Consider the following 12,550-nt stretch of genomic DNA (forward strand, 5'->3'; position numbering starts at 1 on the left):
GCGTAATGGCCTTGCGGGTCGTGCAGTGGGCAACCGGAGGCGTCGGGGTCGCCGCCATCAAGGGCGTGTTGGAACACCCGGACCTCGAACTCGTCGGCTGCTGGGTGCACTCAGAGACCAAGGCAGGCAAGGACGTCGGCGACATCATCGGCGCAGAACCAATGGGCGTCACGGCCACCACCAGTGTCGACGAGATTCTGGCGTTGGACGCCGACGCGGTAATCTATGCGCCGTTGATGGCCAACCCGGACGAGGTGGCGGCACTGTTGCGGTCCGGCAAGAACGTGGTGACTCCCGTTGGCTGGCTGTACCCGAGCGAACGAAGCGCCACCCCGATGCGGGAGGCCGCCTTGGCGGGCAACGTGACGTTGCACGGCACCGGTATGGCCCCCGGGGGGATCAGCGAGAAGTTCCCGTTGCTGTTCTCGGCGTTCTCGACCGGTGTGACTTTCGTTCGCGCCGAAGAGTTTTCCGACCTGCGTACCTACCAGGCGCCCGACGTGCTTCGGCATGTGATGGGCTTCGGCGAGGTTCCGGACAAGGCGATGACCGGGCCCATGCAGAAGATGATGGACAGCGGGTTCATCCAGGCGGTGAAGATGGTCGTCGACCAGATGGGGTTCAACGCTGATCCGAAGATACGGGCCACCCAGGAAGTGGCGGTGGCGACCGCGCCGATCGACTGCCCACTCGGCGTGCTTGAACCCGGCCAGGTCGCAGGTCGCAAGTTCCATTGGGAGGCGCTGGTCGATGGTGAGCCTGTCGTCCGCGTCACGGTGAATTGGTTGATGGGTGAGGAAAACCTGGATCCCCCTTGGACATTCGGGTCCGCTGGGCAGCGTTACGAGATGGAGGTGCGGGGCAACCCGGATATCACTATCGCTGTGAAGGGTTTTCACTCCGCGATCGGCGGCGAGGGTCCGGAGCATGGCATCGTCGGGACGGCGGCGCACTGCGTGAATTCTGTTCCCGCGGTGTGCGCCGCCGACCCTGGCATCCTGACCATGCTCGACCTGCCACTGATCAGCGGCAGGGCGGCGCCTGCGCTTCGCTAGCGGTCCAGCGGGTTGTGCCTGTTGACGATCAGCGGATCGGACTTGGTGAACGGGAAGTCCGGCAGGTCGTCGATGTGGGTGTTGAACGTGGCTGCCAACACTTCGCGTGAGTATGCGCTGATCGACGTGCGATAGCCGATGTCGGCGGGGAACGGCTGATCGAAGAAGATCAGGAAGTGCCACTCCGGCGCGTCGAACACCTCGATGTGATGCGGGTAGGCGCGCGGGATGAAGTAGACGTCGCCGTGGTTGAGGTGCCAGGTGTCCAGCGTGCCGTCGGGATCCATCACCGTCATGCGCGCGGAACCGCTTTCGACGTAACCCATTTCAGCGGTGGCCGGATGCCAGTGTGGTTCACGCATGCCGTCTTCGCGGATGCGCAGCGAGTACATCGACAGGTCTTTGAGCGCAGGCCAGAACTGCACGCGGGCGGTGCGGGCGGAGCCGACCGCGGCCTGCACCGGAGGAGTCATGGCTTCCACCGAGAACTTGTGCGGATCGTTGAAATGCGCGGTCGACGGCACCACCGGGTCGCCGGTCCTGCCTGCGATCGAGCGGTCGACGAGGTTGCGGCGGATTGCCGCGAAATCGGAGGCGTCGAGGTCATACGTGTTGCCGAGCACCGCATCGGTCATCGCGCCGAAGGCGCCGGCAAGGCCGAAGTCCTGGGGGCGCTCGTGGCGGAAGGTGATGATGAACTCGGCGGGCTCGGTGCCGATGTTCTCGATGTGGTGCAGCGAGCCCGAGTCGATGTGGAACATCTCGCCCGCGCTGATGGTGAAGCTGGCGAACTGGCTTCCGCTGTCGAGCACGGTGACCAGCGCGTTGCCTTTGACGCAGTACGTCAACTCGTTGGCGTTGGCATGCCAGTGCGGGGTGCGCATGGCGCCGGGGTTGATCACAAGGCGCTTGATCGACAATCCGTCGAGGATGGGGAAGTTGTCGGCAGTCAGACGCTGGATCGAGCCGAGCTCGGACTCCTCGACGATCTCGCCGTTCAGCAGGGACGCGGCATGGGTGCTGCGGTCGATGGAAAGCGTCATGGTGTTGCTCCTTTGGCTCGTGTGGCTAGTACCTTCGCCCACAAGCGCGCAGCGCAACATCGCCGCTGGCAACCAAAATGCGCTACCGGCTAGCCGGTAGTGCACGGTCAGCGCGGCAGGATGCCGCCGTCAAGCGTGACCACCTTGTTCGTAAGGTATCCGTTGCCCAACATGGCGATAGCCATTTCCGCCACCTCCGAGGGCCTGCCCGCCCTCCCCACGGGGATGGGTATCGGGGCCTCGGCCGTCTCAGGGTCGGCGGGGAACATGCCGGTGTCGCCGATCAACGCGGGCGCCAGCGCGTTGACGGTGACGCCTTCGGCGGCCAGCCGCGGCGCCAGATGATGCATCAAACCGTGCAACCCGGCTTTGCTTGCCGCGTAGTGCGCCCCGACGACGCCGCCGTTGAGGCCAGCGACCGACGAGATGAACAACACGCGGCCGAACCGGTTATCGATCATCGCGGGCAACACCTGCTGCGCGAGCAGAAACGGTGCGGTCAGGTTGACGGCCAGGGTGTGGTTCCACGACTCGAGGTCGATGTTCTGCCAACCCTTTACGTCTGCAGTGCCGGCATTGGCGACGAGAATGTCGATGCGGCTGAACTCGCGTCGGGCGGCCGCGACCACGTCGGCAGGCACGGTCGGATCGCTGAGATCGGCCGATGCGACGACGCGCCTGCCGAGTCCGCGGGCGTAGTCGGCGGCCTGCTCGGCGTCCTCGTTGTTGCGTCCGTAGGCCAGAAACAGATCGACGCCTTCTTCGGCGAGTCCACGGGCGATGCCCCTGCCGATGCCGCCCGACGCGCCGGTCACCAACGCAACTCGCCCCGCCAGGTTCGTCACGGTTTGACCAGGATTCGGATCGGGTTGCCCTCCTGACCCTCCAGCTTTTCGATTCCGCCCCTCACATCTTCGAGTGAGACGACGTCGCTGATCGACCGGGACAGGTCCAGGCGGCCGAGAGAAACCAGCGTCGCGAGGGTCTCGATGTCGACGTTCTGATAGCCGAGGTGGCCGAGCACCTGTTTTTGGGTGAGGCCGAACATGCTGGTCGGCCCGACGGTCGGCGCTTCCGCGCTCATCCCGACGCCGACCAGCCGTCCGCCAACCGAGATGCAGTCGAGCGCCTGCTCGAACGTGGACTTGAGCCCGACCGCATCGAAGGCAACGTTCAGCAGCCGCCCGCCGGTGATCTCGGCGATCTTGTCGCGCAGGTCCGGATCGGCCGCGTCGAGGGCGTGGTCGGCGCCCAGTTCCAGCGCCCTGGTGAACACTGCGGGCTTGATGTCGACGGCGATCACCGGTGCCGCACCGACCAACCGTGCCAGTTGCACGATGTGCGTGCCGACCCCTCCGACGCCCCACACCCCGACGGACTCGCCGATGCGGACCTGCCCGGTGCGCACCACCGCGCCGAACGGGGTCGACACCGCGTCGGCCAAGATGGCAGCCTGCTCGAGCGGAACGTTGTCGGGCACCCGGGTCAGGCCGACGGCTTGTGCGACGGTGTACTCCGCCCAGGCGCCGTCATATGCGAACGCCATCAACTGAATTCGCTGACAATTCGCGATGTCGCCGCGTCGACAGGTCGGACAGGTTATGCACGGCCTGCCCGCAGCGACGACAACCCTGTCGCCCTCGGACCAGCCGGTCACGCCCGCGCCGAGCTTGGCGATCGTGCCCGACGCCTCGTGGCCCTGCGTCACAACCGGTCGCTGAGCAGGAAACGTGCCGTTGATCAGGCTGAGGTCCGAATGGCAGATGCCGCAGTAGGCGACCTTGACAAGCACCTCGCCGGGACCGGGCTCTGGTATCGGAACATCTTCCAGCACAATCGTTTTGGAGTCCGCGTAGAACCGCTCGGCCCGCATGGTGTCGACCATTGCGTCACGCTACCATCGGGCCATGTGCCGGCTGTTCGGCCTTCATGCCGACAAGAAGGTGGTCACCGCGACGTTCTGGCTGCTCGATGCTCCTGACAACCTCGTCGAGCAGAGCAGGCGCAACCCGGACGGCACGGGGCTGGGAGTGTTCGGCGCCGACGGCAAGCCGGTGGTGTACAAGCAGCCCGTCGCCGAGTGGCAGGATCGGCGTTCGCGACCGAGGCACACGAGTTGACCGGGACGACCTTCATCGTGCACGTCCGCTACTCGTCCAGTGCCGCGCTGCGGGTGCGCAACACTCACCCGTTTCTGCAGGACGGCCGGATCTTCGCGCACAACGGCGTGGTGGAGGGGCTCGACGCGGTCGACGCACGGCTCGCCGAATTGGGCGCAGGCGGTCTGGTGCACGGCCAAACGGATTCCGAGCGGATCTTCGCGTTGATTACCGCAGGGCGTCGGATCGGTGATGTCGGTGCGGGCATTGTCGATGCCGTCGGTTGGCTGGCGCAGACCGCGCCGATTTCGCGGTCAACATCCTGCTCAGTACCGCGACCGAGATGTTTGCGATAGGGCCGTGCAGGAGGAGATTGTCGCCGCTCAATGCAACCCCTCAACGTCGCTGTTGCTGCGGGATCGCGCTGGTCCGGATCGGCTCACCGATCGCTAGTTCAGCCAACCTTGGCTTCGGTCATGCCACCAGCGGTAGACCTGGTCGATCGTCGTTCCGTCACGACCGGGAGCATTGCCAACCAGCAGGCGCGCGTCGTCGGTCCACCACACCGACGGCGCGCCGTCCCCATCGACGATGCAACCGACCAGCCCTCCTGCCAGGACGTCCCCGGCACGATGCCAGTTCTGAACAGCTGCCGATGCGCCGGGGCACGATTGAACGAAGTGGAGGCTGTCGAAGTAGTTGTTCAAGGCAGTCTGGTCGGCAAAGAGGTAGTAGGTCGGCGAACCGCCTCCAAGTCCGGTTTCCTCTGCGCAAGCGACGCCGGCCAACGCCTCGGGCGGATACGGGCCGGATTTGCAGTCGCGACCGAACAGATCCTCTGCGACCAAATCCGTCAGCTTTCGCTCGGCGACGCGTGATGGGTTGGCGTTGTAAAGAACAGCGGTCACAACGGCGGCCACGACAACCACGACGACCAAGATGATCACGAGCGCGCCAGCGGCTCGTCTGCGATCTCGAAGGAACGATCTCGAGAACCGACTCTGCGTAACCTTCGCCTCCGAGACGGAGTCAAGCAGGACAGCAGCGTTCGTCGCGATGTCTTGGTCGAGATCGTCTCTCGCACAGAATGTGCTGAGAAGCCGCTGCGCGGTGTTGGATTGGATATCCGACTTCAGTCGGCCGAGTAAATCCTGCTGTTCCTGGTGACTGAGCCGTCTATCGGAGTCGATTAACGACCCCAGGTCGCTCCACTCATGAATCCCGGTTGCCGGTCCCAACGCCGAATCCTGCCGGTTGGCCGCGCCTTTGACGTCGACGCAAGCCTCAGGGGATTGGGGGGATTTCTCTGGCGATGCCGGTGGGGAATCGGCCTTTATGTCTTTGGCTGCCGTGAGTTCCTGCTGCGCTTTTGTGATCAGCGTAGAAGCGTCGCGAAAACCCGATTGTTCTTGTTCGATTGCGGTCAACATCTCGACGGCCTGCTGCCAGTGCCGCTGAGTGAACTGATTCACCGCGTGCTGGTAACGGTCGGCTAGATCTGCTTCTCGAAGCTTGGCTCGGGAGTCGGCAAAGACGCCGTCTGGGTCTGGATGGTCGGGGTCGAGGCTGACGAACTCTTCCTCGGCCGCCACTACCTCTTGCCACCGCCCGGCACGGTGTAGGGCGGTCACCTCGTTCAGCAGGTCCTTGCGCCGCCGTGCCGCCCGGGCCTGCGCCAGACGAGAGCCGGCGTCCGGGTAAGCGCTGTCCAGGCCGATAAGCTTCTCGAGCGCGGTGACGGCTCCGTCCCAGTCGTCGGCTTTCGCTGCTGCGGTTGCCCGTTCTGACCACACGGCCATATCGCACTGTCGTTGGGCCTCGGCATGTAATTCGGCCGCCTCACGGTAGCCCGGCTGCTGCTGCTCGATCGCCGCGAACAAATCGGCTGCTGCTTGCCACTGCTGCCGGTCGAGATTTTCCCGCGCCTCCGCATACTGCTCGGCGAGCGCCGCGTCGCCCGGCTGGCCATCAGATTGGAGGTCGGGGAATTCAGGCCGGTAACCGGCAACGACAGCGGCCACCGCATCCGCGAACTGGCCGCCATCGCGGTAACGCATTGCGGGGTCTTGCGCCATCGCAGTTTCGACCAATGCGTGAACGGGTTCAGGCAGATCGGCCGGAAGCTTCGGCAGTGTTTCCCGGACATCGTCGGTCGGCGCTTTGGTTACGCGACCATCTGGAAACGCCGGTCTACCCGACAGCGATTCATAGGCCACTACTCCGAGTGAGTAGACGTCGCTAGCTGCTGTCGCGTCATGGCCGAGAACTTGCTCCAGGGACACATATTGTGCCCCGCCGATCGCTGTGCCGGTTCCCGCCACGGCGGCGGAGTCGACACCGCTGGAGATGGCGGCGGAGTCGACACCGCTGGAGATTTTGAAGCCGATCAGCTTCACCCGCCTGTCTGAGGTGATCAGGATGTGACCTGGTGTGACGTCGCGGTGCACCAGCCCAGCACCATGGACCATCTGCAACGCACGTCCGGTCTGCTCGAGCATGTCCAGGGAGTCCGCGAGGGAGAGGCGGCCCGTCCGTTCGAGCACCGAGCTCAGTGGCTCGCCTTCGACCAACTCCATCACCAGGTATACGACGCGGCCCCGGTCCGTCTCGCTTTCGCCGTAACCGTAGACACTCGCGATATTCGGGTGGTTCAGCAGCGCGATGGCGCGGGCCCCGACACGGAAGCGTTGACCGAACTCGGGGTCGTCGGAGAACTCCGGGAGGAGTATCTTAACCGCGACGCGCCGAGGGTCGGTGTTGTCCTGCGCCTCCCACACCTGGCTGGCGGTGCCGGTGGCGATGAGGCGTTGCAGCTCATACCGCTCGGACAGCGTTGCTCCGGCTTGCAAGCCTCTGTCGGGCGTCGTCGACTCGGAGCTGGCGAGCTTTGCGCGGTTACGCGCAATGCGAAGCTCGCCAATACTGTTACGGTCGCGCCTCTGCGGTTCAGGCCGTCCTTTAGCCCGCAGTTCTCGACGGAGGGTCCGATACAGCGAGTCGAGGTCCCAGAATTCCGGTGCGTCCGGATGCCCTTGGTCGAACAGCCTCACAAGCTCACCAGTGAACGCGGTGTACTTCTCGTTCACGGGTGCCAAGGCGGTCATGTTTTCCGCCGAGGCGGCAAGCACGAACGTGCCTTCCGCTTCTGCTGCTTGCGCGACCAGATCGGCGTGTGACTGCGACGAACTCATCGTCCCGAGAGCGCGTCCGCTGTAGCAGCAGTCCATGATCACGACACGACGCTCGGCGGGACTCTCAATCACAAGTTGACGAATTCGATCAAAGTCCGCCGCGCTGTACCACTTTCGCGGGTCTGAGCCCTTCAGGGCGAGCATCAGGTTGCCGCGGCGGTTCACTATGCCGTGTCCGGCGTAGTAGACGATGAGGGTATCGGTAGCTTCCTCAGCGGCGGTATGAATTAGGTCTAGAAGCGATTTTTCGTCAACGGGATCCATGGATCTGCTGACGTTCTGTCTGTCGATGCCCCACAGTTCTTTGTCCAGCAGGCAGGCCTCGAGTGCTTCAATGTTGTTGCGTACGGCGGGCAGGTCGTCAAGGTAATCAAAGACGCTGGACCCGACCAGCACGGCTCGGGAGTGTTGCGGGCTGGGTAACTGCATAGCCCGCTACTTACGTCGTCGGCCTAGGCTGTCGGCAATCGTGCTGGCGGCTGGGCCTTTGGCGCTAACGACCGCCTTTGCGCCATCCGCACCAGTGACTTCGACCGATATCTCTGGACGGCGCGATTGCAGCCAGGCCGTTATTGAACTGATCAATACGGTCATTGCGCCGCCACTGCCCAGCGCGACGACCAACACGTCGGACACCGCCCCCATTTCCCCGGGTAGTGGTGCTCTTTCCTCTGGCTGAATTCGATCCCGGAACTCCCGCTCCGTTGACAACCAGTCCCAAAGTGACGCCATTTCAGAGCCGACGTCACGAGCGCCGGATAATTGGAGCCGAGCAACCACTGATGGCTGCTCATCTCTGATCATGAGGAGATCCTAGGTCGCTTACAGGTAGTGATCAGGCTTCTTGCTCAGAAAACCACCGTGATCGAGCCGTATCCGGGCACTGCGGGCTCAACCTGGCCGCGATGACGCCCTTGCTGTGGGTTGCAGCGAGGCGGTCGAGACGAGAGCAACGGATGGCGATGCTTGGAGGCGAGATCTGCCTGCGCTGTCCAGCCGCACAAACATCACTGGACTGACGTGACTAGCCCGCCAGCCGGTGGCTCTTCGTCGCTATAGCCGCGCGCTGGGTCCCTGACCACCGAGTCGCGCTGCGGCGCGGCGTCGCCACTCTCCGGCGTTGTCCCGGTCCGGACTCGAACCCTTGCCGAACTCGTCGGGCCACCGTCTTCTGCTGCACATCGACGCAGTTCGTGGGGATTCCCGCCGGGCTGTGGCGCCGGCCACCCGCGGGTGTGCCGCAGGCGGGGGTCGGCCCGGCACCGGTGGCCCGGTCAACGGTTCCTCAGGCGTGTTCGGGTCGTCGTCGCGGTGCCCGGAATCGTTGCGGGTCAGTCGGTCCCGGCCGCGCTCGTACAGCTCGCTGCCGCGCACAACTGTTCTGCGACCACGTTCGTAGCCGGTGCGGCCGTGGTCGATCAACTCTGTCACCACGCTGGTCAGGTCCTCGCGGGTGTGGTCACCCAGTTCACGTTTGAGCCAGCGGAACAGCCCGGTGGCTACCGCCGCGATGAGCGCCATCAACACCAGCAGTGCCCGCCGGGTGCGTCATGCCGACCTGAGCGGCATACCCGTCCGGCGCCACCGTCTTCAGCACGATCACAGCAGCCACCGAAATGTAACTGACATAACCGAATTCCAGCATCACGTGTTTGAAAAACGTCACTAGCCGCTGCCACGCCCGACGCCGCGGTCTGCCGTCGATCATCGCCACCGCCGCCGCGGGTACGGCCAGCAGCGCATTGAGGAACGCCGCGCCCGCCACCATCACATAGCTGTAGGCGACATAGCAGACGAACACCGTGAAGATCAGGCCCAGCAGGCAGTAGAACGAACCCAGGTGCCAAGTTGCCGCCGTCGAGGTGCTGGGCGTACGACAGCGCCTGCGGCGCAACGCAACTGGTCATCGCCCGCGCCGACGCGTCGGACACCCCCGTCAGGACAGCACGCGACCACGCCTCGGCGCAGCTGCCGATCCCGTCCACTGGCGCGCCGAAGTTCCACAGCTGCAACGGGGTGCGCACGGTGGCGTCGGCGATCAGCCCGGTCAGGCTGTGCAGCTGCGCGGCGCCACCACCGGGCGCCAGTGAGCCGTTGTTCAGCGCGGCCTGGGCGACGGTGAAGCCGAGGTTGCGGCCCTGGTTGAGCAGTCCGTCATCGCTGTACAGCTCGGTCAGCGGGTCGTGTGTCAGTGCGAGCCCGACGATCCCGATCGCGAAGCTGCTCAATATGATTCCCCAGCCGCGGCCACGATGCCGGTGCCACAGGATGTGCGCCGCGGGTTGTGGTTGCGGCGCGCGGCGCCGCAGGTCGATCAGCACGGCGCTGTTTAGCGTGTTGGTCTTGTTGAAGCCCAGCAGGATGCCGGTGTCGTTGCCGAGCCGGCTGGAGACCAGGGGGACGAAGCGGGACCATTTGCTCGCGCCGGGTGAGCTGGTGCACGTCGACGCCGATCTGACGATCAGCCGCCGCCTCGCGTTTCCCGACGCGCCGAAACATCAACTTCGCCACGCGGATCTGACTGCGCAGGCCGCCGCGTCGCAGCACGGATCGGTGGCGTGAACCCGGAACCGAGATCGCCGGGGCGGCTAGGGGATCCGGTAGAACGGATTTGGCAACAGATAGGTCCGCTCGGCGAATCCGCCGTCGAGGTCCGACGGCTGGTCGCCGAGGTTCGCGATGATCGTGAAGCCGCGCTGCTCGATCTGCTGACGCTGCGGCGCCTTGAAATCGGCCGCCGAAACATAATGAGCTCCAGCAGGTTCCATGATCAGCTGGGTGTAGTCGAGATAGCCGGCGGCGTGCAGGTTGCGCTCGGTCGACGCGCGCTGGGTCTCGTCGCGCCCGGTGATGAAGAAGATGGCCGCATCATGGTCCTTGGCGGCCCGGTAGACGTCCATCGTCGGTTGGATGACCGTCGACTGCGCCCGCTGATCCCAGGTGAGAAGACCGCACGGGCCATGAGGCAGCCGGTCACACGGACCGTCGGCTATGCGGCCGAAGTCGTTGGCCTTCAACTCTTCCCAGTTCGACAGCGCGGTCTCGTCGATGTCGAACACCACCGCAGGCCGGTCGACGCGCGGCGCCTCGTTGATCCATCCGATTGCGGGGGCAGCGGCGAACTGTAGGTCGGTCAGATACGCGCCGCTGTTGTAGTAGTCGATCGCCGCGAACTTCAGATCGCCGATGTTCGCGGGTTGCACCGGAGGCGGAACGATCGGTGCGGGCGGTGCGGGCGGCTCGGCGGCTGCGGCGGGCGCGAACGCGATCAGCGCGCCGGTGACAAGGGCTACGACAGTGCGCATGACTGGACCCTAACGGCGGTTTGGCACACTCGCTGCCGTGGCAACGAAACGAGGCCTGGTCCTGGCAGGCGGGGGACTGGCGGGCATCGCATGGGAAACCGGGATTCTGCGGGGCATCGCCGACGAATCGCAGGCGACGGCGGAAGCGCTGTTGGCCGCCGACGTATTGGTGGGAACGTCGGCAGGTTCCACGGTCGCCGGGCAACTCGGCAGCGGGCTTGGACTCGACGCGCTGTTCGAGCGTCAGACGGCCGCGTCGTCGGCCGAACTGAACCCGGACGTCGGGATGGACGAGATCACCGAACTGTTCCTGACCGCGATGACGGCGCCAAATACGAGCAACGCAGAGAAGCTCCAACAGATCGGCGCGATCGCGTTGTCGACACAGACGGTGCCAGAGGCGGTGCGTCGCGACGTGATCGCGCAGCGGCTGCCGTCGCACCAATGGCCCGATCGAGTGCTGCGGATCTCCGCGATCGACACCGAGACGGGCGAACTGGTCGCATTCGACAAGGACTCCGGCGTCAGCTTGGTCGACGCGGTCGCCGCCAGCTGTGCGGTGCCAGGGGTCTGGCCGCCCGTGACGATCGGCGGCCGCCGCTACATGGACGGCGGCGTCGGCAGCAGCGTCAACATGGCACTGGCCAACGACTGCGCCGCCGCGGTGGTATTGGTGCCGTCGGGCCGGGACACGCCCTCCCCGTTCAGCGCCGGTGCCGGCGACGAGGTCGATGCATTCGACGGCGCCACCTTCGGCGTGTTCGCCGACGACCAGTCGCTCGACGCGTTCGGCCCCAACCCGCTGGACCCAGCGTGCCGGCTGCCGTCGGCGCTGGCAGGCCGCGAACAGGGCCGCCGCGTCGCTGCGGCACTCGCCGACTTCCTGAACAGCTGAATTAGCTTTCCTGCGTTGCCTTTTCGAGCTCGTCGAGCATGGTGGCCGCCAACTCTCTGCCGATGTCGATGACTTCAGCCGCGCGGTGGAAGTCGAGACTGCGGCACGCCGTGCGCGGTACCTCGATCAACAGATCGGGCGGATAGGCCGCGAGGGTGTGCCGCGCCAGTGCGGCCTGGGCGATGTCGATGGTGCGGTTCATCACCTCGAAGCTGCCCAGTTTTGGCACCGCTTCTTCTTTGGACGTGTCGACCAATTCGTCGACGCTGCCTGTCTCCTCTGGTGCCTGGCCGGTGCGTTCGAACAGGGCGGTGGTGCTGCGCCACACCCTGCTCAACCATTCCGGGGTGGCCCTGGACTCGCCGTCGGTCGGTTCCTGCCGTCCGCCCGCCTCGCTGCCAGCGAGGCTGATCGCGATGGTGAGGTCGGCGTTGACGGCGGCGATCGGCGCCATCGGCAGCGGGTCGAGGATGCCGCCGTCGGCGAGCAGGCGTCCGTCGAACACGTGCGGTGTGATCACGCCGGGGATCGCGATCGACGCCCGAATCGCCGCGTCGACCGGACCCCGTTGCAGCCAAACGGCTTTCCCGGACAGCAGGTCGGTCGACACGGCCGTGTAGGGGATCGGCAGTTCCTCGATGGTCACCTCGCCGAGGATGTCGCGGACCGCGTCGAGGATCTTCTCGGCGCGCAGCACACCGGCGGCGGTGATCGACGGATCCAGCAGGCGCAGCACCGCCCGCTGCGTCAATGACTTGGCCCAGTCCGCGAATTCGTCGAGCTTGCCCGCCGCCTGCAACCCGCCGACGAGCGCTCCCATCGACGATCCGGCGATGCCGACGATGTCGTACCCGCGGTCGCGGAGTTCGTCGATCACCCCGATGTGCGCGTACCCGCGAGCGCCGCCGCTCCCCAAGGCGAGGGCGACCCGGTTGGAAGCCATAACGCTATTTTGCGCCGCG

General features: G+C 65.3%; 12 protein-coding genes and 1 pseudogene. 4 read left to right on the forward strand and 9 right to left on the reverse strand.

All coding sequences use genetic code 11. The features are described from left to right. Positions 1 to 5: 5 nt before the first annotated feature. Positions 6 to 1,055 (forward strand): dihydrodipicolinate reductase, encoded by a 1,050-nt coding sequence (locus tag ACGFK1_RS09750; RefSeq protein WP_393428057.1) that lies wholly within the window; start codon positions 6 to 8, stop codon positions 1,053 to 1,055. Here the strand turns inward: ACGFK1_RS09750 and ACGFK1_RS09755 are convergent. The 3 genes from ACGFK1_RS09755 to ACGFK1_RS09765 all read right to left on the reverse strand — a co-directional run bounded on the left by ACGFK1_RS09755 (position 1,052) and on the right by ACGFK1_RS09765 (position 3,983). Then, positions 1,052 to 2,098 (reverse strand): cupin domain-containing protein, encoded by a 1,047-nt coding sequence (locus ACGFK1_RS09755; RefSeq protein ID WP_393428058.1) that lies wholly within the window; start codon positions 2,096 to 2,098, stop codon positions 1,052 to 1,054. The two genes, ACGFK1_RS09750 and ACGFK1_RS09755, sit on opposite strands and share 4 nt — an antisense overlap. A 107-nt stretch (positions 2,099 to 2,205) precedes the next feature. Beyond that, a complete protein-coding gene (locus ACGFK1_RS09760) occupies positions 2,206 to 2,943 on the reverse strand; it encodes an SDR family NAD(P)-dependent oxidoreductase (protein ID WP_393428059.1) in 738 nt (245 codons plus the stop codon). After that, entirely contained in the window at positions 2,940 to 3,983 is a 1,044-nt protein-coding gene (locus ACGFK1_RS09765) for a zinc-binding dehydrogenase (RefSeq protein ID WP_393428060.1), read from the reverse strand. The genes ACGFK1_RS09760 and ACGFK1_RS09765 overlap by 4 nt, the downstream gene beginning before the upstream one ends. Before the next feature lie 22 nt (positions 3,984 to 4,005). Here ACGFK1_RS09765 and ACGFK1_RS09770 point away from each other — a divergent pair. Further along, positions 4,006 to 4,552 (forward strand): annotated as a pseudogene (locus ACGFK1_RS09770) (class II glutamine amidotransferase); the annotation flags it as partial. Positions 4,553 to 4,646: 94 nt separating this feature from the next. Here ACGFK1_RS09770 and ACGFK1_RS09775 read toward each other — a convergent pair. The 4 genes from ACGFK1_RS09775 to ACGFK1_RS09790 all read right to left on the reverse strand — a co-directional run bounded on the left by ACGFK1_RS09775 (position 4,647) and on the right by ACGFK1_RS09790 (position 9,189). Beyond that, on the reverse strand, positions 4,647 to 7,817 hold the full coding sequence (locus ACGFK1_RS09775; RefSeq protein ID WP_393428061.1) for a protein kinase: 3,171 nt from the start codon (positions 7,815 to 7,817) through the stop codon (positions 4,647 to 4,649). 6 nt (positions 7,818 to 7,823) lie between these two features. Further along, positions 7,824 to 8,192, reverse strand: coding sequence for a hypothetical protein (locus ACGFK1_RS09780; protein WP_393428062.1), 369 nt, complete (start codon positions 8,190 to 8,192; stop codon positions 7,824 to 7,826). 249 nt (positions 8,193 to 8,441) lie between these two features. Then, positions 8,442 to 8,909: a hypothetical protein gene (locus ACGFK1_RS09785; protein ID WP_393428063.1), complete on the reverse strand. Its 468-nt coding sequence runs from the start codon at positions 8,907 to 8,909 to the stop codon at positions 8,442 to 8,444. Then, positions 8,857 to 9,189, reverse strand: coding sequence for a hypothetical protein (locus ACGFK1_RS09790; protein ID WP_393428064.1), 333 nt, complete (start codon positions 9,187 to 9,189; stop codon positions 8,857 to 8,859). Before ACGFK1_RS09790 ends, ACGFK1_RS09785 begins: the two co-directional genes overlap by 53 nt. 47 nt (positions 9,190 to 9,236) lie before the next feature. Here ACGFK1_RS09790 and ACGFK1_RS09795 point away from each other — a divergent pair, with 47 nt between their 5' ends. Beyond that, positions 9,237 to 9,950: a hypothetical protein gene (locus ACGFK1_RS09795; RefSeq protein ID WP_393428065.1), complete on the forward strand. Its 714-nt coding sequence runs from the start codon at positions 9,237 to 9,239 to the stop codon at positions 9,948 to 9,950. A 26-nt stretch (positions 9,951 to 9,976) separates the two neighbouring features. On the opposite strand, the gene ACGFK1_RS09800 is transcribed toward ACGFK1_RS09795, so the two are convergent. Then, a complete protein-coding gene (locus ACGFK1_RS09800; protein WP_393428066.1) occupies positions 9,977 to 10,693 on the reverse strand; it encodes an HAD family acid phosphatase in 717 nt (238 codons plus the stop codon). Between the two features lie 37 nt (positions 10,694 to 10,730). Here ACGFK1_RS09800 and ACGFK1_RS09805 point away from each other — a divergent pair, with 37 nt between their 5' ends. Continuing rightward, positions 10,731 to 11,588: a patatin-like phospholipase family protein gene (locus tag ACGFK1_RS09805; protein ID WP_393428067.1), complete on the forward strand. Its 858-nt coding sequence runs from the start codon at positions 10,731 to 10,733 to the stop codon at positions 11,586 to 11,588. 1 nt (position 11,589) lies between these two features. Here ACGFK1_RS09805 and ACGFK1_RS09810 read toward each other — a convergent pair whose 3' ends face one another. Further along, positions 11,590 to 12,531 carry a patatin-like phospholipase family protein gene (locus ACGFK1_RS09810; protein WP_393428068.1) on the reverse strand — a complete coding sequence of 314 codons (942 nt, stop codon included), beginning with the start codon at positions 12,529 to 12,531 and terminating at the stop codon, positions 11,590 to 11,592. Positions 12,532 to 12,550 lie beyond the last annotated feature (19 nt).

The organism is Mycobacterium sp. NPDC048908, from assembly GCF_043197955.1.
GTDB lineage: Bacteria > Actinomycetota > Actinomycetes > Mycobacteriales > Mycobacteriaceae > Mycobacterium.